Below are 22006 nucleotides of genomic sequence, written 5' to 3' on the forward strand. Positions count from 1 at the left end.
TCTCGCCTGGCCTTAGAACGTGGACGGCCGGGACATCTGCGCGAAGACGCGCTTCGCGCTTTTGCCCCGGCCATGACGTCCGATAATGAGGGCCGACCTTACTTGATCAGCCCTTTTTCCTTGTAATAGCGGATCGCGCCGGGATGCAGCGGAACCGGGCTGCCGCTGGCCGCCGTCTCGAGCTTGATCTCCTTGCCGGCCGCATGCGCATTGGCGAGCTCGGGCAACGACTCGTAGACCAGTTTTGTCATCTGATAGGCGAGATCGTCCGACACCGCCGCGCTGGTGACGAGATAGTTGACCACGGCCGCGGTCGGCACGTCCTTGTCCTGCCCGGTGTAGGTGTTGGCGGGAATGGTCGCCGCGATGAAGGGCAGGCCGATCTTGTCGACGGTTTCCTTCGGCACCGACACCACCGTGATCGGGCTCGAGGTCGAGAGATCCTTCAGCGAGGCCACGCCGAGGCCGGCCGATTGCAGCGTCGCGCCGAGCTGGCGGTTCTTCATGAGATCGACGGATTCGGCAAACGGCAGATACTCGACCTTGCCGAGATCCTTGTAGCTCATGCCGGCCGCCGCCAGGATCGCGCGCGAATTGAGCTCCGTGCCCGATTTCGGCGCGCCGACCGACAGGCTCTTGCCCTTGAGGTCCGCCAGCGTCTTGATGCCGCTCTCGGCAGTCGCGACGATCTGGATGTAGTTCGGATAGATCGCGCCGATGGTCCTGAGCTTGTCGAGCTTGGTCTTGAAGCCCGCCTCCTCCTCGCCGTCCCAGGCGGCTTTCAGCGAGTCGCCGAGCGTGAACGCCAGCTCGCCGCGGCCCTGCTGGAGCAGGATCAGGTTCTCGACCGACGCCTTGGTGGCCTGCACCTGCGTCTTCACGTTCGGAATCTTGTCGCCGTAGATCTTCCCGATCGCAACCCCGAGCGGGTAGTAGACGCCGGAGGTACCCCCGGTCAGCACGTTGATGAAGGATTGCGCCTGCGCGCAAGGTGCCGACGCCGCCAGGGCAAGAGCCGCGGCCACGCCGAAAATCGTTCGTTTCATGATCTTTCCACTCCCCAAACCGGCCGGGAAGTTGGCCGGATGAGGGGAGCGGGTCAACCCATCCAAAAGTCAAAACAGGACTGCGGTAAATGGCTGTCCTGGCTTGATTTTTGGGGAACCGAGCAGATGCGGCGAGGTGGCGCAGCCAGGCACGCTTAAGTGGGATCAATCACTCACGCAGCAGGCTCGGTGCAACCTCTCCCGCGTGCGGGAGAGGTCGGCGCGAAGCGCCGGGTGAGGGCTTTCTCCTCTGGGGGTTATCCCATTGCGGATACCCCCTCTCCCGAACCTCCCTCGCAAGCGAGGAGGGAGCGCACCGTCACTCGCAACCCTTCACTGGCAAGCCCTTACTGGCAAGCCCTTACTGGCAAACCCTCATTGGAAGGTCATGTCCAGGCATTTGGAGATGTCGGAGCCGAGGCCGGAGGAGATGATGATGCAGCCGCGGACCTTCTGCGCGCTGACGTCGGCGGCCCAGACCGAGTAGCCGCCGGGGCCGAAGAACGAATTGGTGTTCGGCGGCTCGGTCTCGGTCGCGTCGAAATCGTAATGGCCGTCGGTCTCGAAGACGCGCGGCTTCTTGGTGCAGCTGCCGTCGGTCTGGACGTTGATGACTTCCTTGTTGTCGCGGGTCAGCGCCAGTGAGACCTGGCAGCGGAAATATTCCGAGGTCTTGGTATTGAAGAGGTAGGTGTAGGACTTGCAGGTCGCGGTGTTGAGCTTGCCCGGGGCCAGGCCGCGGCTGCATGAAATCCGCTGGTTGTGGCTGAGCTGGTAGTCATCGGCCCGGGCGGCCGGCGCCAGCGCCGTCAGCAGCAGCGCGGCGGCCCAGCAGGCTTTAATGACATGGTGCATCCGAATCATCCCTACCCAATATTTTGTCGAATTGCGTTGTAGACGGAAAGCGGAACATAGTCGCGCGGGGACGATGGGAAAATCACAAACTGCTGGGCAAGACGTGATGCGCTGCGGCACTTACACAGGTTGACCTGTAAATGCCGTTCGTGATTTGTTCAAGACGGGCAACCCCAATGGCGGGGAGGATGGATGATGATATTTTCAAAGAAGACATTTGCGCTTGTTTCGGCTGCACTCGTAGCAGTGCTCGGTACGTTCGCGGCTCCCACATCGGCGCAGACCGCGGCCACGCCGTGGGAGTTGAAGCCCGACACGGGCTATGCTTATGACAAGGAAGGCAAGACCTTCTCCTACAAGATGGGCACCAGCAATGCCGGCGACCTTCTGAAGGGTGCCAAGAAGGTGCCGAAGGGCACGCTGTTCTTCATCGGCCACAACGGCCAGCTCTATATGCGCAGCGGCCCTTATCTGGAAGGCGACGGCAAGTTCAAGTTCGGGTCGGATCAGTAGGGGCGGCGCGTTACACTCAGTGTCATCGCCCGCGAAAGCGGGTGATCCAGTATTCCAGAGGCCGTGATGGGGATACGGAGAAGCCGTGGCGTACTGGATGCCCCGGTCGAGCCGGGGCATGACATCGACCTGTTCTGACGCCAGCTAAAACGCCCCCGCCAGCTCCCGCGCGCCGGCATTGTTGCTGTTGCTGTCCATCCGCGTATCCGTCACCGCCAGCAGCTTCGCCACCGTGTTGTGGCGGATCGCGACCGGGTTGCGCTCGTAGCCGCCGCGCTGGAAGAAGTTCGAGGTCGGCACCTGCTCGCGCATCGCCTGCGGCATCGTCACCATGTCGAGGCCGGTGCCGTCGCCGGTGAGGTTCATCATCTCGAGCTCGGCGGCAGTGAGCGGACGGCTGTACCCCTTGGTGCGCGCGAACAGCACCGAGGTGAGCAGCTTGTGGGTCTGCAGCATCGGCCCGATATCGATGTCGAGCACCATGGCATGCATGGCCCAGCCTTGCGCGGTGTTGCCGATCTTCTCGTGCTCCGACCAGGTGTCGGGCACCGACTTGGCATGCGCCACCATTTTCTTCAGAACCGTGAGCTTGTGCTCGAGCGACTCGCGCGCCGGGCCCGAGGTCCGCGCTACCTTGTCGGAGAGCGCGCGGTTGAGTTCATGGCCCTGCTCGGCCAGCAGTTCGACACTGTTGGTGGTCAGCAACTGGTTGTAGCCCATCGCGGTCGAGATCGCGCGCTTGCCGCCATGCTCGATGCCCGCCTGCACGTCGTAATTGCCGGTGCCGCCGGTTTCGAACGCATAGACCCCGCACCGCCTGCTCGCGCGTCAGCCCCGAGGCCAGCGCGTAGCGTGCATAGACGCGCTTGAACTCTACTTCGCTGGACGGCCGTTGCGGCGTGAACTGGTAGAGCTCCTGCGCCGCGCGCAGGAGATCGGCGACCACGGGTATCGGCTTTCTGGTGGGACGGTCCGGGGCTTCCTCCGGCTCCGGATTCACCGGTCGCTTCGGCCCGTTATAGAGCGGCGGATGCTCCAGCACGTAGTCCTCTAGCGTGACCTGCTGTCCGCTGCGCCGCTTGGCGTTGCGGCCACGACGCTTCTCGGAGATCTGGCTCCAATAGGCGCCAGCCTCCTCATCGAAGGCGCCGCGTGCCGCCTGATATTCCTGCAGCTTGCGGCGATATTCGAGCACCGCCGGCGACGCTCCACCCTGCGCAAAGAACTGCGACAAGAGCTGGGCTCTGGCATTGCTGACGGCCGGCGGCAGCGCGTCGGATTCGCCACCGCGCGCGGCGGGCGCGAGCAGGACGAACGCGAGTGGAACCAGCCTCACGGCATTTCGAATCGATCGATGCATGCCCCCTCTTAGCAGCTAGCCGGTAACCGTCACGTTAACGCGCCGTTTACCTCTTTTTTCGTCTCTTGCATCACTTCCAGGCGAATACCGGCTGTTCCAGCTCGGTGACGCGGGTGTGCCGTCCCGCCAGTACTTCGCGGAACTGGTAGATCAGTGCCGCCGTCGGTGCGTGGATCAGGCTCGTCTGATGATGGAAGCGGATCACACGGCGTGTGCTCTCGGGGATCGCGACGAAATCGAAGGCGTCGTCGCGCTCGATCGTCGCGAGAGCGATGCGGTGAACCGAAGCCACCTCGTCCGGATTTGGTTCGATCGCAGCGCTGTCGGCGGCCCAGACCACGACAGGCGTGATCAGATACCCGGAGCGGGTCGGATAATCATCGAGCGTGCCGAGCACCTCTGCACTGGTGAGACGGAGGCCAAGCTCCTCGTCGAGTTCGCGCAGCGCCGCTTCGATCGGCGTCTCGCCGGCATCGCAGCGTCCGCCGGGCAAGGCCCATTGGCCGCGATGAGCGCGCAGATGCGATGCACGCAGCGTGAGCAGTAACGCCGTGTCATCGCTCTCGCTGGCCGCGGTCAGCGCAACCACCACTGCGGCACGCTTCAACGCCGCCGGCGCTTCATCCTCCGGCAGCCGCGTGAAGGCAGCGCAGGCGGCCGCGATATTCCGTCGTGTGGCATCGTCGAACGGTCTCATGATGCTTGACTACACCACGTCCGGCCCCGATGAAATGAGATCGCAAGGCCCGCGCAGGAATGGACGACCACATGACCAACAAGACGGCCGCAAGGCTCAAGTCAGACGGCTGGACCATCCTGGAGACCACGGGCTTCATGCACCTGATCGGTCCCCTGTGGGAGCGCAAGGTCGACGGCCAATACGAATTCGCCCTTGCGACCGAGGACAAGCACCACAACCGCCGCGGCATGGTCCAGGGCGGCGTGATGATGACGTTCGCGGACCGCACCTGCGGCATGACCGCCCGCTACGCCTCCGGCAAGGAGTTCATGGCGACGGTACAACTCGACACCCATTTCGTCGAAGCCGGCCAGATCGGCGACATCCTGATTTCCCGCCCACGCGTGGTGCGCTCGACGCGCAGCCTCGTCTTCATGAGCACCGAGGTGACGGTGGATGGCCGTTGCGTGGTGATGGCAAATGGCGTGTTCAAGATTTTGAAGGGGCCGGGGTAGATCGATTGATCAGGCCGCCACCGCTGCCCAACTTCGTCATTGCGGAGCGCAGCGACGCAATCCAGACTCTTTCCGCGGATGCATCTCTGGATTGCTTCGCTGCGCTCGCAATGACGGAGCTAGCTGGATATGCTGTTGGCCAATGAAGCACTGAGGAGCCAGCCCATGCAATACCGCCAACTCGGCCGCAGCGGCCTCAAAGTGTCGCCGATCTGTTTGGGCACGATGATGTTCGGCGGGCCGACCGACGAAGCTGCCTCAAAGCGCATCATCGCGAAAGCACACGAGACCGGCATCAATTTCATCGACACCGCGGACGCCTATTCGAAGGGTGCATCCGAAGAGGTCGTGGGACGCGCGATCGGCAACAACCGTCACGCTTGGGTGCTCGCCACGAAACTTGCCAACTCCATGGGCGATGATCCCAACCGTGTCGGCCTGTCGCGGCGCTGGGTGTTGCAGGCGGCGGATGAAAGCCTGAAGCGGCTCGGCACCGATCACATCGACATCTACTATCTGCACAAGGAAGATCATGCGACGCCGCTGGAAGAGACGGTGCGCGCGATGGGCGACCTGATCCGCGCAGGCAAGGTGCGCTATTTCGGCGTCTCGAACTACCGCGCCTGGCGTGTCGCCGAAATCTGCAACATCTGCGACCGGCTCGGCATCGACCGGCCCGCGGTGAGCCAGCCCTATTACAACGCCATGAACCGCATGCCAGAGGTTGAGCACTTCCCGGCCTGTTCCTATTACGGCCTCGGCATCGTGCCCTACAGCCCACTGGCGCGCGGCGTGCTGACCGGCAAATACAAGCCCGATGCAACTCCCGACAAGGAGACGCGCGCGGGCCGTAACGACACCCGCATGATGCAAACGGAATGGCGGCCGGAATCGCTTCAGCTCGCGCAGGAGATCAAGACCCATGCCGAGAAGAAGGGCATCACCGCCGGCCAGTTCGCGGTCGCCTGGGTGCTGAACTCCGCCTTCGTCTCCTCGATCGTCGCTGGCCCGCGCACCGAGGAGCAATGGGACGGTTACATCAGCGCGCTCGACTACCGCTTCACTGCGGATGATGAGGCGCTGATCGACCGTCTGGTGACGCCGGGCCATCCCTCGACGCCGGGCTACAACGACCCCGCCTATCCGATCGAGGGCCGCCGCGCGCGGACGGCTTGAATCGCGGAGACGACGATGGCGCTTGACGACCGCTACGGCCTGCCGCTCTCCACCACCTCGCATGAAGCGGCACGCGCTTATCGCGAGGGCATCGACCTGATGCTGGCGGGCTGGACCGGCACGGCGGAAGCGCTGGAGCACGCGATTGCGGCCGATCCGGACTTCGCGCTTCCCCATATCGCCCGCGCCCGCGTCCATGCCTTCTACCAGCAGGGCGATCTCGCGCGAAGCAGGGCGGCGCTCGCGCGCGGGCTCGTTGCGAAACACGGCACGGAACGCGAGCGTTCGCATGTCGAGACGCTGGCGCTGGCAATCGAGGGCCGGCTGCCCGAGGCGATCGCGGCGACGATGAAGCACGTCGAGGCGTGGCCGCGCGACGCATTGGTGCTGTCGCTGCCGCTCGGCGCGTTCGGCCTGTTCGCGTTCTCCGGCATGGCCGATCACGACCGCGCGCGGCAAGAGCTGTGCGAGCGCGTCGCCCATCACTTTGGCGAGGACTGGTGGTTCCTCACGATGTACGGCTGGGCGATGACCGAGAACGGCGACGTCGCGCGCGGCCGCGGTGTCACCGAGCGCGGCTTCGACCTGCGCCGGCAGAATGCCCACGCTGCGCACGCCGTGCTGCATGCGATGTTCGAGGACGGTTCGATCGTGGCGGCCGACCGGCTCGTCGACGACTGGATTCCCTCTTACGACCGCGCCGGAATTTTGCACGGCCATATCCGCTGGCATCAGGCGCTCGGCGCGCTGGAGCATGGCGATGCCGCGCGGGCGCTTGCAATCTATGCCGATGTGCTGCAGCCGCAGGCCACACAGGCGCCGCCGCTCAACGTCGTCACCGACGCCGCGTCCCTGCTCTGGCGCCTGTCGGCTTACGGCCACGCGGTGCCGAGAGCGCTGTGGGTCGAAGGCGATGCCACCGCGCAAAAACTGTTTCCGAAATCGAGCCTGCCCTTCGCCGACATCCACATGGCGCTGTTCGCGGCTGCGACGCAAAATCGCGAGGCGCTCGCCGCGCGTCTTGCCGTGATCGAGCAGCGGCTCACTGAAGGCAAGCTGCCGGCGGGTCCCGTGGTGCCGGCGGTCTGCCGCGCCCTGGCAGCCTTCGCGGACGAGGATTACGCGGCATGCGTGCAAATGCTCGCGCCGGTTCTCAGCGAGGTCGTGCGCCTTGGCGGCAGCCATGCCCAGCGCGAGCTGATTGAGGACACCTTTATTGTCGCTCTGATGCGCAGCGGCGAGCTGCCCCGCGCCCGCGCCCTGCTCGATGCCCGCCTGCACCGCCGCCCATCCTTGCGCGATGCGCGCTGGCAGGCGGCGATGGGATAGCCTTGCCACGAAAAAAACACCCGGCTGACGGAAAGTGCCGGCTGGGAATGGGTTGGCGACAGGGCAAATCGCCGTTGGGGTGACGCGGTGGTATTCCAGGCGGGTTCGGCAGAACAAACGGGATCGCAACCAATTTGCGGTTCGCTGGTTATTGGACGGAACTTTTCCGTGGTTCCCAGGCATGTGAGCCTTCTGATGCGCCTCTGCCGCCCAGTGCTCGCTGCCGCCCTTCTCGCCTCGGCAAGCCCTTGTCTTGCCGAATCTTTCGCGCCGATCGCCGTCAAGAACCCGCTCGGACAGCAGACCGCTTTTATCGACCTGTTGGCGCTGATGTCAGGCCACTGCAAGACGTTGAAGGTCGCCGGCCGCACCTTCGCCTGCAAGACGGTGGCCTACGCCCATGGCGGCAGCGGCCGGGTCAATTTCGCGGTCGCAGTCGATGATCCCTCCGATGGCAACCACGTCGTGTCGTTCTCCGGCGAGAACGGCAAGCGCGCCGACGACAATTCCTACGAGCTGCCGATCGACCGCATGCTGCTCAACTCCAAGGACCGTCCCAAGGTCGACGGGCTGCCGGTGCCGGCCGAGCAGACCTCCACCGGAGTTTGCCGGCAGACCGGAAATTTCGCCGCCAAGAAGGTGACAGACGTGACCTGCTCGGCCACCGACAGCGAAGGCCGTCGCTACGAACTGCTGTTCGTCTCCGACGGCACGCCGGTGAGCGTGCGGCGTATCAGGCAGTCGGCGCCGGTCGATCCAGGATCCGTTCAAGTAGCGGCATCCTGTCCTGACGAAAACCGGAGCGCATACCCCGGACATCAGTCATTTGTGTATGATCGCGGCCATGCTTCGGAGCGACCCATGACGCGCGACCGCCTGTTTCTGCTGCGCCCCGGTTTCGAGGATCCGGCCTTTCCGGGACGCCGCTTCTATTGCTGGCATTGCGCGCTGATCGAGGGCGTGCTGGTTTCGTTTCGGCAGCTCGCGGAGAAGCTCGACGTCGAACGCATCGCGTGGCCGCGCCCGCGGCAGCCAGTGATCGCGCTGGTCGGCGAGGAGAACCAGTCGCTGCCGCTGCTCGTGCTGGCTGACGGAGCGACCTCGCCGCACCAGACCGGCAGCCATCAGGGCCGCGCGTTCATTGCCGACAAAGACGCAATCCTCGCCGCACTCTCCGACCGCCACGGTTTTCCCGATCCGCATCCGTGATGGGTGTGGGCGCGTAGCCCGAAGGAGCGCAGCGAAATCCGGGCTACGGACCTTCCGTCGTAAAACGAGGGAAGATTGACATTGCGCGTTATCTTCTTCGCCTCGCATAATCGGTGCAGCAAGCAAATCCGAAAGCCGCTCCTGATGCCTCGCCCCCTCCCCGCCCTCATCGTCGTCGACGTCCAGCGCGCGTTCGACGAATGGGAGGCGGCGGGCAAGCGGCGCAACAATCCGGATGCGGTGGGGCGCATTGCCGATCTCCTGAAGGCGTTCAGAACGGGCGGCGCGCCGATCTTCCACATCCGTCATGAGGGCACCAGGCCGACATCGTCGTTTCTTCCCCAAAACTCCGGCTACGCCGTTAAGGACGAGGCGCGCGAGCAGCCGGGCGAGACGGTGATCGTCAAGCGCGTCAACAGCGCCTTCATCGGCACCGATCTGGAAAAGCGCTTGCGCGCAGGCGGCATCGGCACGCTCGTTATCTGCGGCGCCACCACCAATCATTGCGTCGAGACGACGACGCGGATGGCCGGAAATCTCGGCTTCGACGCGCATCTGGTGCGCGATGCGACCTGGACGTTCGAGCGGGTCGGGCCGGATGGCGACAAGCATTCCGCCGAGGGGATCCATGCGATGACGCTGTCGAATCTCAACGGCGAATTCGCACGCATCGTCACTACCGATGACGTGGTTGCGTCATTCGCGGCAGACTGATGGCAGAGTTGCGATCTACGCCGGTGATGCGACAATAAATCTCACGAAACGCACACAGTCGCGCGAATCATACATCCATGAACTGCGTCGATGAACTGCGTCGTTTCGACGCCCGCACTGGCTGGAACGCGCAGCCTGCCCATCTGTTGTCACACGACATTCAACTGGAGTGATGACATGAAGTATCTCTTTGTCGCGATGGCCGTCGGTGCCGCGGCGCTTGCCGGCGGGACGGCGGCAAACGCGGCCAACAATTCAAGTGCGAAGCAGAACGCGCAAGGCCAATCGACCGATATCAGCGCGCAGCACAGGCACCACTATGGCCATCGCCAGCATTGGCGTCCTCACCACCATCGTGGCTATCATCGTCCGCACTACCGCAGCTACGGCTATTACCCGCGGCATCACGGCTATTACGGCGGAGGACCGTACGGAGCTTACGGCCGCGGCGGTCCCGGCGTGACGTTCAGCTTCGGCGGCAGCCGCTGGTAAGACGCAGGCCGGTAAGACGCAGGCCCGTAAGACGAGGGGCCCGTAAGACGAGGGGCCCGCGGGGATGCGGGCCTTTTTCTTGCTCGTCAGCTATCCCCGCAAGATCATACGCGCCGTCTCCAGACCGCTCGCCAGCGCCGCTTCGACTGTGCCCATGTCGGCTCCGCGATAGAGCGCCTCGCCGGAGAACAGCACCGGGCTGTCGGCGCGCGCAAGGATCGTTTGCGCCTCGCGCGTTCGCGGCGTCGCCCAGGAATAGGCGCCGCAAGCGTAGGGATCGTGCGCCCAGTTGGTCGCAGCGGCCTCCACGAGCTCACGCGCAATCTCTCCGCGCGGCTGCTTGAAAATAGCCGCCAGCGAATCGAGCCCGGCATCGACCAGCGCTTGCGGGTCGAGGTGCGACAGCGCTGCCGTGCGCGGGCCGCCGAACCAGCCGGTAAGCACGGGATGCCCGTTCGGATATTGCGTCCACCACACCGGGATGGCCTGGTCGGACAAAAGGAAGGTCATGTTCGCGAGCTCCTGCTTGCGCTCGCGCCACCATGGCCGTGAGAAGCGCAGCAGGATTTTGATCACGTTGCCGAAGCCGATCTCGTCGGCAGCCGCGGCTTTCCCGCGTGCGCTCTCCGGAAGCGCGATGTCGCGCAACAACGGCAACGGAACAGTGAGGATCACACGATCGCAGCCCTGCACGTCGCCGCCGGCGCAGCGGACCGCCATCGTGCCGCCGGCCTCCTCGATCGCCAACACCACGCAACCGAAGCGAAAAATCACGCCAAGCCTGCGGCACTCCGCCGCCAGGAAGTCAATCAGCGCACCATAGCCGCCATCGATGCGCGCCTGCGGAGAGTGCCCGCCGTGCATCCACTCCTCGCGCAGCGCCAGCGTGGAGGCGCGCTCGGGGTCGGCCGCGTCGTAGCCTTCGACCATTCGCTCGATCGAATGGCGCATCGGCGCATAATCATCCCCGGCAAAATGCCGGCGCAGGAATTCGGCGACGGTGAGGTCGTCGTTCAACTCCCGAAGCACGGCTTGCAGCTCCGCTTCATGCGGATCGTGGCGATCCTCACGCATGATGTCTGCGCCGTCAAAGCTCCACCGCTCGCCTTCGATCCCCTGAAGGGATAGCCCGGCCTCACGCAACAACGCGCGCGTAACCGGCGCCTCACCGTGGACGAATTCGGCGCCGCCATCGGCGGGATAACCGAACTCCGAAGTCGACAGCGGATGGATGCGACCGCCGCAGCGCTCGCGCGCCTCCAGGATCGTCACCGTCCTGCCGGTGCGCGCCAGCTCGCGGGCCGCCGTCAGGCCGGCCGCGCCGGCGCCGACGATGACGATGTGCTCTGATTGTCCCGGCATGCCGATGCTTTACGTGCCCGCTGCCTGTGGGTCGTTCTGGATGAGATAGCGCAGCAGCAGCACGCCGCCGCCCAGCGCCCGCGTGCTTTCCAGCGTCATCGCTGTCAGTGGCGCGCGCTGCTCGCTGTCCGCGTCGGTCGAATCGAACACGAAGGGTGCGCCCTTCGCGCCATCGATCGCAGGGCTCAGGATCAGATTGAATTCGTCGATAACGCCGGCACGCAGGAATGCGCCATTGGCGACGCCGCCGCCCTCGACCAGCAAGCGCTTCACGCCCAGCTCGCGATTGAGAATGTCCAGCGTCAGCGCGAGGTCGATCTCGGACTTGCCGGCAAAGATATAGGACACGCGCTCGCGGCGGAGCCCGGCGAGATGGGAATCGGAGACGCTCTCGGTCAGCACCACGACGATCGGATCGCCGCCGATATCGGAGCGGCCCCAGCCGATCTTGCCCTGCGCATCGAGCACGACGCCATAGGTTTTCGCGTCGCGTCGCGCGAACCAGTTTTCGCGCGGAAGTTTCGCGTCCGTCGTCGTGGGATAGGGCTTGCCCTTGGCGAACTCCGAGCCGGTGACGCGGCCGATCACCCAGGCATCGCCGCCGAGCTCGTCATGGATCTTCTCGAACCAGTCCGTCCCTGCCGCCTTCGGGCGCCAGCGGCTGGGATGCGTGCGGCCATCCAGGCTGGAATGCATCAGACAGATCACGTAGGGCTTCATGCGAATCTCCGGTCGGAATTCAGGCGGCCGGCCCATTCCCGTTGGCCCGATCGTTCACGATCACCGCGAGGGGATTGAGCTTTGGCGGCGCGACGAGTTTTAGTGTGTTGGTGTCGCGATGGTTGAACGGCGCGCCGCGCACGAACAACTCGGTCTGGATCAGATAGGTCCAGCTGCCGTCGCCGTTGAAGGTGATGTCGCAGCGGTAAGCATCAGTGCGGAACGCTTGTTCCAGAAAGTCGGTCGAGCAAATCCCGTAAGCGGTGTCGCCGCGCTTCGCTGTAACGGAGATCTCTTTGTCGTCCGGCCCGGCCTTGCCCGACGCCAGCAGCACCTGCCCGCGCGGGATCGCCAGCGTCTGCATGATCAGCCCGGTCGCGGGCTCCCACAACCAGTAGCCGACCTGGTCATGGAAGGTGATGTCTTCCTCGGGCGTGTTGATGTGGATGTGATAGCGCAGCCCGTAAAGCAGCTGCGGCCCGTTAGCCTGCGGATCGATCGGGTCCATCCGGATATGCTCGATGAAGGTCCGCCGCTCCGGCCCCTCCGCCTTCGGATTGATGTCGATACCCTTGTCAGCCTGCCAGACGCCGGCGAGACGGCGGAGCGGACCGAGATTGGCAAGACCGTCGGGCGAGACGTCCGCGGGCTCGGTGAAGATGTCGGCGGGAAGGGGCAGCATGGATGTCCTCGCGTCGTTGCGAGGCAGGAATAGCATGAGAGCGCGGGCGTGGCTCGTGCTCAAGCCTCACAATCGCGAATGGACACAAGCGCCACGCGCAGACGATACATGAGGCGAAGCGGAGCCGAACCTCCTGAGTTCGGCTCCGCCGCCAGGACGTCTAGTAACGGTGGTCGCGGACCTCAGGTTGATTCCGGTGGTCCCGGACGATGCCGACGCTTCCCAAGATTTTGTGTTCGGCGCTCCCGTTGCGCCGCCGGCAGCTGGTATTTGCGCGCCGGAGCTGACGCCGCTGAAGTTTCCGGTGTGAACGCCCCCTCAAGCAGCTTCCGACATTGATCTCGCACGCTGCTCGAGCACGCCGATCGTCGAGACCAAATTGTCGCGCCGGGCGCGAAGGTTCAGTGCGAGAAGCGGATATTCCGGCTGATGCACGTCGAACACGCGCGCTCGGGCTTCTTCCTCGATAATGTCGGTGTTGATGAGTCGAACGCGCCACCACAAATCGGCGATCAACCCATCGAGCCGGAGTTCGCCGGCAGCACCAGAACGGGACACATCTTGCATCGCTTGCCTCAACCTGAAACGACCTCTCTACCAAGGCCGGACTTTGGTCCTGACTGAGCAAGCAGAGTGCCAGCAATGGGCGGGCACGATCTGGTTCCGGAAATAAGCTCGGGGCTGCGCATGACGAACTGCTGAACGGGCGCTCTTGTCGATCCTCCGCGTTGGCGGCGGAACGGTCGGTGACCCTCGAAACGTCTCAGCTTAGCGTTTCGTCTTGGGAAGCACCATCCTGCCCTGTGTAGCAATACCACCCCACTTGGCAGACCAGCTGACTTCCGGGGCGGAGGATCGCTTGATACCCTTCTGATCCCACGCCCCCTGCAGCGCAAACAGGGCGCCTTGAGGATCGACACATCGCACGATCCAGCAACCATCGGGCAACTCGATTGGTTCCTGGAGAACCCGACCCCCGCCAGCATTGATCCGCCGGGCCGCCGCGCCGACGTCCTCGACATTGAAGTAATGGAGCCAACACGCCTGCGATACGCTCGGAAGCTTGGTGAGCATGCCTCCGATCGTCTGCCCGGCCGCCGAAAACAACTCGTACACGCTTGCCGGGCCGGCGTCGGCGGAGGCCCGTTGCCAGCCGAGAAGCTCGCCGTAAAACGGAAAGACCTTGCTTCGGTCTTCGGCCAGCAACTCGTGCCAGCCGACGCGCCTGGGCTGGTCCGGCCCGCTCGGTTGCGATTGGCCATATGTCAGCCCGGTGACCAGCGCAAAGGTCGCTCCTTGCGGATCGGCGACCACTGCAATGCGGCCGATGTTGCTGTCGGTCGGCGATACCAGGATCGCGCCTCCAAGCCGGCGAATCTGCGCGGTCCTCGCATCCATGTCATCGACGGCGACGTAGCCGAGCCATCTCGGCGTAGCTCCCATTCGCACCCCCTCTTCGGGGAGATCCATAAGCCCGACGACCGGAGCTTCGCCCGCAGTCAGCAGCGAGTAAGCCAATTCCGCGCTCGACGCATTTTTCACGGCCCAGCCGACGACCTCCGCGTAAAAAGCAGCCGCCGACGGCATGTCCGTCGTCAGAAGCTCGTACCAAACGAAGCGTCCGGGTAGATCGACCAAGCTAGCTTCCCCGTTCGAGCGGGCAGACCATTGCGCACTGCATCATGCGCCGCAGCCCGGTGTCATCGACAGGAACTCGCCGCGATGTCGTTCATGAAGATGAATGCGATCTGAACGAGCGCCACTACATTTCGTGCTCACGTGAATCTTGCCCGCGTTGATTGCTCGGCGTAGCATCATTGCAGAAGATCGTTCTTCCAACCATGGAGGATGCGGCCATGCGACGAACGAAGCAAGCTTCGAAAAAGAGGCGAATGACCAAAGCCGCAGTCCCGGCGCTCGGATTCGCCGGACTGACTTTTTCGCTGGCGGGAAGCGCGATGGCGTCCGCGGTGCCGCCAAGCGAGCCTCAACAAAGACCGAACTTCGCGCCCGGCCAGTTCACCACGCTCAACGAGGAAGAACTCGCCGACGTCAACCTCGCCACCTTCCATCTCGCCACCGATGAGAGAAGCTTAAGCGGAGTGCTGCTCGCGCGCGGATGCGGTGGCTGTCGTGGCTGCGGCGGTTGCCGTGGCTGTGCGGCCAGAGGTTGCGGTGGCTGCAGAGGTTGCGCAGGCTGCAGAGCCTGTCGCTGCGGCGTCGGATGCGGTGGCTGCGGCGTTGGCGTGATCGGGGTACCAGTGGCATGCACAGGGTGCTGTGCGTCATGGGGCCGCTGCCGCTGGTGCTAGAAAGCAGCACTCCCTGACTGTGTGTCGACAGGTCGCGATTTCATTGGCCGGGCTCGCAAACGACCCGGCCAATTTGCTGTTTTTGTTACAGCGTTCGCTGCGCCCGGCTGGTCAGCTTGCCGATGGCGAGCGAGTGTGTTCCAACTTATCCGAAGAAGAAGGCCGGTGGTCGAGCTCGGTGCACAAGTCGGGCCAGGCCAAGCGTTCGTCGCGCGCCGGCAATCGGGATGACGGGAACAGGATCGGCGTGCTGACCCGATGACAGTCAAGCGAAAGAGCAGCGCTACGAAGCAAACCCGCAAGGACATCTTGCGATTCGCACCGAACTTCACCGCCTATCTGCTTCCTCCCAATGTGGTCTGTCTCTATTCCGAGAACCGCAAGTTCTTCCTGCACGGCGATCTGTATTGCGCCGTGGCGAGCGCGATTGGAAAAAACGGCAAGACTGCGCCGGAAATCATCCGCCTGCTTTCGAAGAGTTTTCCCGTTGCCGAGATCGAGGAAGCCATCAGGCGGCTGCTGGAGCGCAAGTCCGTCATCAGCGGAGCATCGCACGCATTTGCAGGCGCCGTTAATGGATATTGGGCAAGCCTCGGCCTGCCTCCCGAGGTCGCCGAAGAGAATCTGCGCAATTGGCCTGTGCGGGTGGAATCGATCGATGTCAAAGGCGCGAGCGAACTGAGCGCGGCGTTGAGCAAGCTCGGGGTTCGAATCGCCAAGCGGTCGCCCCGGCTTATCATCACGCTTGTGAACGATTACCTCGAGCGGCGGCTCGCCGAGTTGAACGGCGAACGCGTGACCGCCGGGACGCCCTGGCTGCTGGTCCAGCCGTCCGGCGTGTTTCCGCTGGTGGGACCTGTGTTCATGCCGGGCGAGAGCGCCTGCTGGACCTGCCTGCACGATCGCATGATCCGCAATCGCGAGATCAAGGGGTTTCTCGACCGCGGAGTGGCGCAAGCGGTCGCGATATCGCCCCTGGTCAGCGACACCGTAGGACAAACCGGGATCCACTTCGCTGCGGTTGAAATCGCGAAGGCGATCGCCTCCGGATTTCGCACTGATCTCAGCGATCATATCGCGAGCTTCGACCTGACTGGGGCTGCGATCGTCAAGCACTACGTCGCGAAACGCCCGCAATGCTCGACCTGCGGCAGCAAGAAGCTCAGGAATCCACGACGGGCAGCAGTGCCGATCGAGATTGCCGAGGGCAGAAAGCTCGTCATGACCAGCGGCGGATACCGCACCGTGACGTCGCGAGCCACCGTGGCGCGGTACCGCAAACACGTCAGTCCGCTGACCGGCGTGGTGTCGCGGCTCGAGCGGATCGAGGCCGATCTGCCGATGAACACTAATTTTTTCGCCCACCACAATTTCTCTGCGCCGGCCTGGAACGTCGACCAGCTCAGGTCCGGCCTGAGCGGCGGCAGCTTCGGCAAGGGCTCCACGGCCGAGCAGGGCGAGGCCAGCGCGCTGATGGAAGCGATCGAGCGCTACTCGGGCATTTTCCAGGGCGACGAGATCAGGACAAAGCGCCGCTTTGCCGATTTCGCTCCGGGTGACGCTCTTCTTCCCAACGACGTCCAGTTCTTCAGCGACATGCAGTTTCAAGACAGGCATGCCCCGCAGCCGGACGATTCACATCCGGTTCCAGAACCGTTCGATCCCTCGACCAGGACCGAATGGTCGCCGGTCTGGTCGTTACGCGACAAGCGTTTCAAATATCTTCCGACGGGCCTTTTGTATTTCTTCTATGGCGGCTTCCACACGGATTCCAACGGATGCGCGGCCGGCAACACCCGCGAGGAGGCCATCGTTCAAGGCTTCCTCGAACTGGTCGAACGCGATGCCTACGCGATCTGGTGGTACAACCGCGTCCGGCGCGCCGAAGTGGACCTTACGCAATTCGAGGATTCCTATGTGCGGGATCTCCAGAGCCAGTTTGCCGACGCGGGGCGACGGCTCTGGGTGCTCGACATCACCAGCGATCTCGGCATTCCCTCCTACGTTGCGATCATGCACTGGATGCAGAACGGACACGAGAATATCGAGTTCGGGTCCGGCTCGCATTTCGACCGCCGCATCGCCTTGCTGCGTTCGCTCACCGAGCTGACCCAGTTCATGTCGATTGGCATGATGAGCGGCGGAAGCGGCGAGAAACCGTCGCTTGACGGTGTCACGCCGCTGCGGCTGGACGATTATCCGTTCCTGATCCCGAGCGACAATCCGATCATCCCGCCGGCACCTGACCTCGAGGTTCACGCCAATACGCGCCACCAGGTCAATGCCTGCGTCGAGATTGCCGCCGGCGCAGGATACGATTTCCTCGTGCTCGACCAGACGCGACCCGACGTCGAGGTCCCCGTCGTCAGGGTGCTCGTTCCGGGCTTGCGGCATTTCTATCGCCGCTTCGGGTCCGGCCGGCTTTACGATGTCCCGGTGAAGCTTGGGCTGCTGGATCGCCCGCGACTGGAAAGCGAACTGACTCCATTCCTGCCACACACCTGAAGGCTGGCCTCGTTGCACGTTCCCCGGAAAAAGCCGACGAGGAAGATCACACCGATCATCGCCGCCCGACTGAACGGCCGTTTCTCCCTTCAAATGCAGGCCGACGGAAGCATTGCCGCGGTCTCGGGCGATTATTCGGTCGGTCTGGGACAATTCAGCGCCGCGGCGATCGCTCGCGCGGGGCATCTCGCCTCCGGCCTGCCGCTCGCCTCCCTTGCCGGCAAGAGTGTCCTCGCGGGACAAGTTCATGTTCTGGTGCGGCGAATGGCGCAGCATGGGCTGCTCGACTATCGCCTGTTCTCTCCCCGTGACGCGCAAGATTTGGTGGTCATCGAGCCACAGGTCGCCGAATACTGGCCGCAACGCGCGAAGCTATCGAGCAGCGATACGATCATGTTGTCGCGCTTTGCCTATCTGCGCCGGCGCGGCAACGAGATGGTGCTGGAATCGCCGCGCGCCGGCGCGCTGTTCCGGATTTGCGATCCCGTCGTCGCCGCCACGCTGGCTGCCCTGTCGCAGCCGCAGAAGATCAGCAAGCTTCGCAAGCAGGTGCCTTCCCTGAACCTCGATCTGCTCGGACTGCTGCTCGACAGCGAGATGCTGATCAAGCTCGATACGAAGGACAGAGACGGCCTTCGAGCGAACGAAGGCAACCGCAATCTCGTTCTCTGGGACTTCCACGATCTCGTGTTTCACACGCGGAGCACGGAGGGCCGGCATACCGATCCGGTCGGCGGCGCGTACGCCCATGCGGGGGTCGTTCCGCCGCTGCCCGCGGTGCGCCCGCCCTGGCCCGGCAAGAAAATCTCCCTCGGCAAATTCGCCACGCCAGACCCGGCGTCGTCCTTTGCTAAGCTGTTGCGCGAGCGCCATTCAACACGGGATTTCGACGACCAGCATCCGATCACACTCACCGAGCTCGCGCAGTTTCTCGACACGACCGCCCGCGTGCTGTCGAAATGGAAGAGCGGCGCAGATGTCAACGGTGGCCTTGAGGTCGCCTACAGCTCAAGGCCGTATCCGGCGGCAGGCAGCGCCTACGAGCTGGAGTTGTACCTGGCGGTCTCGAACTGCGAGGGGCTTGCGCGCGGACTTTATCACTACGACGCCGGTGGCCACGCACTGGTCGCGATCGACGCCTCCGCCCAGCAACTCCAGGCGCTTTCAATGGCCGCCGAGTTTGCCATGGGCGCATCCGGTCCGCCGCAAATCCTGATCACGATCGCCGCGCGGTTCGGGCGGATCTCCTGGAAATACAGCGCGATCGCGTATTCGCTGATCCTGAGGGACGTCGGCTGCATGATCCAGACGTTCTACCTGGCAGCAACCGATATGGGCCTCGGCGGCTGCGCCATCGGCACTGGCAATATCGATCTGTTTGCAAAGATGACGGGGCTCGAATTCCACGTCGAGGGCCCTGTCGGTCAGTTCGCGCTCGGACGCGGCAGGAAGCCAGCGAGCCTAGGCTAGAGGACGATATTTTTTGGATATTGCCGTTTGGACCGTGCGCAAAAATGGTGCGCCATTCAGAACAAAACTACGAACTCATATATAATTGAAATTTCAAGGCTATTCGAAAGAGGCCGGACTCGAGGCTAGGTCCGCCGCGCATCTGCCAAGGCCTGCGGCTCGACCAGCAAACCTTGTCGTTCGTAACGGCCACGGGTCGTGCTGAAGCGCACGACCACGGCATGTCGAGTGCTGTTCGCTTTCACGCGCCGCGTCAGCAAGGCATCGCCCGCCGGCAGAAACTCGAGATCACCGAGGCCAACGCAGCGCAGGCACGCCGGGCCAGGATTCTCCATTATCAACAGATCGCCGGTGCCGCCGCACCGATGGCATCGCCACTCCGCGTTCAATGGCTGGACGACCACCAGTTCCGGCGCGCGGCTTGCCTTTTCCGCCAGGCGCTCACGCTTCTTCTCGGAAAGCTCCGGTGACACCCAATGTGTCCGGTATGACGCTTCGATCGCAGGATTTCCGCTTCGGCTGAAACGCAGCCTCTGGCGTCCCACCGTACGGGCAACATACACTGTCTCGCTGGCCGATAATCCCTTGGCGGCCGCCCACGACCGGAATAGCCGCATAGCTTCCGAGATTCGCGGCAGATTGGTCCGGACAACTTCCTCCAGGCAGCCGATCTGGCCGCGGCGCCAGCGCTCCACCGCTTCTGGATCAAGCCAACCGAGCTCAAGGAGAATGTCGATGCTGCTCACAACGAGCCGGGCGGCAAGCGCCGTTTCAGCCGCTCTGGCGACACGATCAGCAAGTGGAACCCGATTCTTCCGGCTCATTTTTTAAGTCGAACTCGCTATGCCCGGGTGCAAAGCAAACTTTATCCGTCCAGCGCCGACGCATGCGCCAGGTCCTCTCGTCGCTGCTTGGCACGCCGCTCGTAGCTGGCCTGGTTCTTGGTCGCGATCAGCGTGTGGGGGCTGCCGCGCCTTTCGGTCGTGAGGTCAAGGTCACACGCCGTACTCCGAACGCTTTGCTCGACATGGGTCCTTCGATCCTGGATCGCCTTCAGGCGCCATTGCTGTTGATCCGGCGCGGCCAGGAACGCGCCCAGTCGGCGGCACTCGTCACATGTGCATTTGAGCGGGTTGGTCCTGGTCCAATCCCGTGGTGCCTCCAGCGGCAGGGCGATGCGCCTGCGCAAATGGTCGAGAGACGCCTCGCGGAGCCGCCGCACCGCCGGCCAAACCCTGCTCTCCACCAGCTTGGCAAACGCGCGAGCGGCGGGGACCAGCACGTCGTCTGGTTTGTATGTCTTCGGCCAAGCCAGCAGGTGCTCGATCGCTCGCGCCGCGAGCCCCGCGTCGATCCGGCTCGTCGCCGTCACAAGATCGACGACGAAGCCCGGCTTCACCGGCGTTGGCCGGGTCCAGGTGTCTACCCGCTCGCTCTTGGTCGGATCGCCCGGCAAGGCCTCTATCAAGGCTGCGCCGATCTGCTCCAGGTCGCCCGTCGCACCCGTCGGCGCCGCGACGCATCGCTGCAGCAGATCGCCGCAGGCACTGAGATGGGCCGAAGCGCTATGCCTGACGATCCGGACCAGCAGCTCCGTTGCGCGCGGGGCCGGAAGAAGCGCGGCGGCGCGCACGATGGCGGCGTTGTCGGGCGCAGCGTAATGGCCTTCGGCGGATCGCTCGGCGAGAAACGAATTGATGCGCGCCACGTTCCCCAGCCGGACCTGCAAATCGAGCATCCGGCCGGCTTCGGCGTCGTCGTCCGCCCGCCAGGACGAGCGCGACCAGGAGCGCAGCATGTGCCCCGAAAGCTCATCGGCCTCACGCCACAACGGCGACTGGATCGATGCGTTGCTCGTCTCCCAGCGCGCCGTCAGATCTTCGAGATACGGCAGCGTGGTGCGGAGGCCGGCCTGATTGAGCACCGCGAGCCTCCGCGCGATCGGCCACAACACGAAGCCGGCACGGCGATAGGTACGCTCGAAGGACGCGCCTTCGTTGCCTGTCGCTTCGTGAAAATGCTGCTCGTCCGGCGTCAGATCCTCAAAGGCATCGGGCGGGCAGAGCTCGTCCTCGGCAAATGGAAAATCGTCGAACCCGGCCTCGCCGCGATCCGGACGCCGCCACTCGGACAGGATCAGCGCCCGGTCAACGACCTCGGCGGCCTCAAATTCTTCTTCGTCATCCTCCTCCTCGTCGCGACTCCAGCGACGACGGCCGTAGTAGCCGGTATGTTCGGCGCTGCCGCTTTCCTCGATCGACACGAGAGCGAGGTGGAGATCGCAATCCGCCTCTGCGGCCGCTTTGGCCAGCACGGACGCAATACCCGCATCGGCACCCTTGAGTGTCCCAAACGACAGTTCCGTCGGCGTATAGGCGTGCTCCAAGGGCAGGATCAGCTTATCGGGCTCGTCCTCCGCGCTCGCCCAACTCCGCAGCAGCTCAACCACGCGCCCGTGCTCCGCGCGATAGTCGGGCGCCTTCAGCTGACGTCTCTTGCCGGCGAAATGCAAGTTATAGACGAGCGTCAGGCGACATCCCTTCTTCACGGGACGCACTTCATGCACGCAGTCGGCATAGAACGCCGCGAAGCCGATCTCCGACGGCTCCTCCGGACGTAGATCGAGCACCACCTCCCGGCCGAGATGCTTTATGACCAACTCGCCGCCGCTGTGGGCCGAGGGCAGCACCAGCACCATCGTCGCGAACATGCCGGGCACCTTCTCGGTATCGCGGTGATCGACGAAGAAGCCGCCGGGGTCGTAGACAAGAAGCTTATAGAAGTCCGCCGCAACCGGTTCGCTCACGCCAAGCCCAAGGGCTATGTCGGCGACGAGTCCGGCCAGAGTCTTCTCCCAGTGACGCCCTCCAATCCGAACCTTGGCCGGATCGACCTGCCAAGTTCTCCGGACTTTGCGATCGACCACCGTCTCCTCGCCGCGCCCATGGGGAGCTTCCTCGGCGATCGCGACGAGCCGCTCGGCTTGTACGGGCAGAATCGGAAACGCGATCCTTCCCACGCCGTCGACGTCGATCGCCGGCATGAATATCTCCCGAATTCCACCGAT

Annotated in this window: 20 protein-coding genes and 2 pseudogenes; 11 read left to right on the forward strand and 11 right to left on the reverse strand. The window is 63.9% G+C overall.

The features are described 5' to 3' along the window. Window positions 1-98: 98 nt before the first annotated feature. Window positions 99-1046 (reverse strand): TAXI family TRAP transporter solute-binding subunit, encoded by a 948-nt coding sequence (locus ACVWW3_RS28015; RefSeq protein WP_456647972.1) that lies wholly within the window; start codon window positions 1044-1046, stop codon window positions 99-101. Between the two features lie 375 nt (window positions 1047-1421). After that, complete coding sequence (locus ACVWW3_RS28020; RefSeq protein ID WP_456647971.1) at window positions 1422-1901, reverse strand: hypothetical protein; 480 nt, start codon at window positions 1899-1901, stop codon at window positions 1422-1424. A 195-nt stretch (window positions 1902-2096) separates the two neighbouring features. On the opposite strand from ACVWW3_RS28020, the gene ACVWW3_RS28025 reads away from it, so the two are divergent. After that, window positions 2097-2414 (forward strand): hypothetical protein, encoded by a 318-nt coding sequence (locus ACVWW3_RS28025; protein ID WP_456649732.1) that lies wholly within the window; start codon window positions 2097-2099, stop codon window positions 2412-2414. 144 nt (window positions 2415-2558) lie between these two features. Here the strand turns inward: ACVWW3_RS28025 and ACVWW3_RS28030 are convergent. Both ACVWW3_RS28030 and ACVWW3_RS28035 read right to left on the reverse strand, forming a co-directional pair. Next, a pseudogene (locus ACVWW3_RS28030) lies at window positions 2559-3774 on the reverse strand (hypothetical protein). 70 nt (window positions 3775-3844) lie between these two features. Continuing rightward, the gene (locus ACVWW3_RS28035) at window positions 3845-4474 is read right to left on the reverse strand and encodes an NUDIX hydrolase (protein WP_456649731.1); all 630 of its coding nucleotides are present in this window, start codon (window positions 4472-4474) and stop codon (window positions 3845-3847) included. 68 nt (window positions 4475-4542) lie between these two features. On the opposite strand from ACVWW3_RS28035, the gene ACVWW3_RS28040 reads away from it, so the two are divergent. The 7 genes and pseudogenes from ACVWW3_RS28040 (at window position 4543) to ACVWW3_RS28070 (ending at window position 9888) form a co-directional block, all read left to right on the forward strand. Further along, on the forward strand, window positions 4543-4968 hold the full coding sequence (locus ACVWW3_RS28040) for a PaaI family thioesterase (RefSeq protein ID WP_456647969.1): 426 nt from the start codon (window positions 4543-4545) through the stop codon (window positions 4966-4968). Window positions 4969-5133: 165 nt separating this feature from the next. Beyond that, entirely contained in the window at window positions 5134-6144 is a 1011-nt protein-coding gene (locus ACVWW3_RS28045) for an aldo/keto reductase (protein WP_456647968.1), read from the forward strand. A gap of 15 nt (window positions 6145-6159) precedes the next feature. Continuing rightward, a complete protein-coding gene (locus tag ACVWW3_RS28050; RefSeq protein WP_456647967.1) occupies window positions 6160-7473 on the forward strand; it encodes a tetratricopeptide repeat protein in 1314 nt (437 codons plus the stop codon). A gap of 195 nt (window positions 7474-7668) precedes the next feature. Then, window positions 7669-8248 (forward strand): annotated as a pseudogene (locus ACVWW3_RS28055) (hypothetical protein). An 86-nt stretch (window positions 8249-8334) separates the two neighbouring features. Continuing rightward, complete coding sequence (locus ACVWW3_RS28060; protein WP_456647965.1) at window positions 8335-8682, forward strand: DUF3088 domain-containing protein; 348 nt, start codon at window positions 8335-8337, stop codon at window positions 8680-8682. A gap of 144 nt (window positions 8683-8826) precedes the next feature. Beyond that, window positions 8827-9396 carry a cysteine hydrolase family protein gene (locus tag ACVWW3_RS28065; protein ID WP_456647964.1) on the forward strand — a complete coding sequence of 190 codons (570 nt, stop codon included), beginning with the start codon at window positions 8827-8829 and terminating at the stop codon, window positions 9394-9396. A 177-nt stretch (window positions 9397-9573) separates the two neighbouring features. After that, on the forward strand, window positions 9574-9888 hold the full coding sequence (locus tag ACVWW3_RS28070) for a hypothetical protein (protein ID WP_354050408.1): 315 nt from the start codon (window positions 9574-9576) through the stop codon (window positions 9886-9888). A 90-nt stretch (window positions 9889-9978) separates the two neighbouring features. Here ACVWW3_RS28070 and ACVWW3_RS28075 read toward each other — a convergent pair whose 3' ends face one another. From ACVWW3_RS28075 to ACVWW3_RS28095, 5 genes are all read right to left on the reverse strand, one after another. Beyond that, window positions 9979-11250: a flavin monoamine oxidase family protein gene (locus ACVWW3_RS28075; RefSeq protein ID WP_456647963.1), complete on the reverse strand. Its 1272-nt coding sequence runs from the start codon at window positions 11248-11250 to the stop codon at window positions 9979-9981. A 9-nt stretch (window positions 11251-11259) separates the two neighbouring features. After that, a complete protein-coding gene (locus ACVWW3_RS28080) occupies window positions 11260-11970 on the reverse strand; it encodes a RibD family protein (RefSeq protein WP_247351280.1) in 711 nt (236 codons plus the stop codon). Between the two features lie 19 nt (window positions 11971-11989). Then, window positions 11990-12652: an FABP family protein gene (locus ACVWW3_RS28085; protein WP_354050414.1), complete on the reverse strand. Its 663-nt coding sequence runs from the start codon at window positions 12650-12652 to the stop codon at window positions 11990-11992. A 318-nt stretch (window positions 12653-12970) separates the two neighbouring features. Continuing rightward, window positions 12971-13219 (reverse strand): hypothetical protein, encoded by a 249-nt coding sequence (locus ACVWW3_RS28090; RefSeq protein WP_456647962.1) that lies wholly within the window; start codon window positions 13217-13219, stop codon window positions 12971-12973. Window positions 13220-13420: 201 nt separating this feature from the next. Then, a complete protein-coding gene (locus ACVWW3_RS28095) occupies window positions 13421-14290 on the reverse strand; it encodes a VOC family protein (RefSeq protein WP_456647961.1) in 870 nt (289 codons plus the stop codon). 717 nt (window positions 14291-15007) lie between these two features. Here ACVWW3_RS28095 and ACVWW3_RS28100 point away from each other — a divergent pair. The 3 genes from ACVWW3_RS28100 to ACVWW3_RS28110 all read left to right on the forward strand — a co-directional run bounded on the left by ACVWW3_RS28100 (window position 15008) and on the right by ACVWW3_RS28110 (window position 18939). Then, entirely contained in the window at window positions 15008-15226 is a 219-nt protein-coding gene (locus ACVWW3_RS28100) for a hypothetical protein (RefSeq protein WP_247351285.1), read from the forward strand. After that, the gene (locus ACVWW3_RS28105) at window positions 15223-17469 is read left to right on the forward strand and encodes a TOMM precursor leader peptide-binding protein (RefSeq protein ID WP_247445250.1); all 2247 of its coding nucleotides are present in this window, start codon (window positions 15223-15225) and stop codon (window positions 17467-17469) included. Before ACVWW3_RS28100 ends, ACVWW3_RS28105 begins: the two co-directional genes overlap by 4 nt. A 93-nt stretch (window positions 17470-17562) precedes the next feature. Next, entirely contained in the window at window positions 17563-18939 is a 1377-nt protein-coding gene (locus ACVWW3_RS28110) for a SagB/ThcOx family dehydrogenase (RefSeq protein ID WP_456649730.1), read from the forward strand. A 125-nt stretch (window positions 18940-19064) separates the two neighbouring features. On the opposite strand, the gene ACVWW3_RS28115 is transcribed toward ACVWW3_RS28110, so the two are convergent. Then, window positions 19065-19685 (reverse strand): hypothetical protein, encoded by a 621-nt coding sequence (locus ACVWW3_RS28115; RefSeq protein ID WP_456672209.1) that lies wholly within the window; start codon window positions 19683-19685, stop codon window positions 19065-19067. A 119-nt stretch (window positions 19686-19804) separates the two neighbouring features. Further along, window positions 19805-21982 carry a 2OG-Fe(II) oxygenase gene (locus ACVWW3_RS28120; RefSeq protein ID WP_456672210.1) on the reverse strand — a complete coding sequence of 726 codons (2178 nt, stop codon included), beginning with the start codon at window positions 21980-21982 and terminating at the stop codon, window positions 19805-19807. Window positions 21983-22006 lie beyond the last annotated feature (24 nt).

This window comes from Bradyrhizobium sp. LM2.9 (genome assembly GCF_054056555.1).

Coding starts and splice junctions, on each gene's coding strand:
- ACVWW3_RS28020 (WP_456647971.1), bottom strand. CDS start 1,901: ATGCACCATGTCATTAAAGCCTGCTGGGCCGCCGCGCTGCTGCTGACG.
- ACVWW3_RS28065 (WP_456647964.1), top strand. CDS start 8,827: ATGCCTCGCCCCCTCCCCGCCCTCATCGTCGTCGACGTCCAGCGCGCG.
- ACVWW3_RS28080 (WP_247351280.1), bottom strand. CDS start 11,970: ATGAAGCCCTACGTGATCTGTCTGATGCATTCCAGCCTGGATGGCCGC.
- ACVWW3_RS28090 (WP_456647962.1), bottom strand. CDS start 13,219: ATGCAAGATGTGTCCCGTTCTGGTGCTGCCGGCGAACTCCGGCTCGAT.
- ACVWW3_RS28040 (WP_456647969.1), top strand. CDS start 4,543: ATGACCAACAAGACGGCCGCAAGGCTCAAGTCAGACGGCTGGACCATC.
- ACVWW3_RS28070 (WP_354050408.1), top strand. CDS start 9,574: ATGAAGTATCTCTTTGTCGCGATGGCCGTCGGTGCCGCGGCGCTTGCC.
- ACVWW3_RS28075 (WP_456647963.1), bottom strand. CDS start 11,250: ATGCCGGGACAATCAGAGCACATCGTCATCGTCGGCGCCGGCGCGGCC.
- ACVWW3_RS28085 (WP_354050414.1), bottom strand. CDS start 12,652: ATGCTGCCCCTTCCCGCCGACATCTTCACCGAGCCCGCGGACGTCTCG.
- ACVWW3_RS28105 (WP_247445250.1), top strand. CDS start 15,223: ATGACAGTCAAGCGAAAGAGCAGCGCTACGAAGCAAACCCGCAAGGAC.
- ACVWW3_RS28045 (WP_456647968.1), top strand. CDS start 5,134: ATGCAATACCGCCAACTCGGCCGCAGCGGCCTCAAAGTGTCGCCGATC.
- ACVWW3_RS28120 (WP_456672210.1), bottom strand. CDS start 21,982: ATGCCGGCGATCGACGTCGACGGCGTGGGAAGGATCGCGTTTCCGATT.
- ACVWW3_RS28060 (WP_456647965.1), top strand. CDS start 8,335: ATGACGCGCGACCGCCTGTTTCTGCTGCGCCCCGGTTTCGAGGATCCG.
- ACVWW3_RS28025 (WP_456649732.1), top strand. CDS start 2,097: ATGATATTTTCAAAGAAGACATTTGCGCTTGTTTCGGCTGCACTCGTA.
- ACVWW3_RS28015 (WP_456647972.1), bottom strand. CDS start 1,046: ATGAAACGAACGATTTTCGGCGTGGCCGCGGCTCTTGCCCTGGCGGCG.
- ACVWW3_RS28050 (WP_456647967.1), top strand. CDS start 6,160: ATGGCGCTTGACGACCGCTACGGCCTGCCGCTCTCCACCACCTCGCAT.
- ACVWW3_RS28110 (WP_456649730.1), top strand. CDS start 17,563: ATGCAGGCCGACGGAAGCATTGCCGCGGTCTCGGGCGATTATTCGGTC.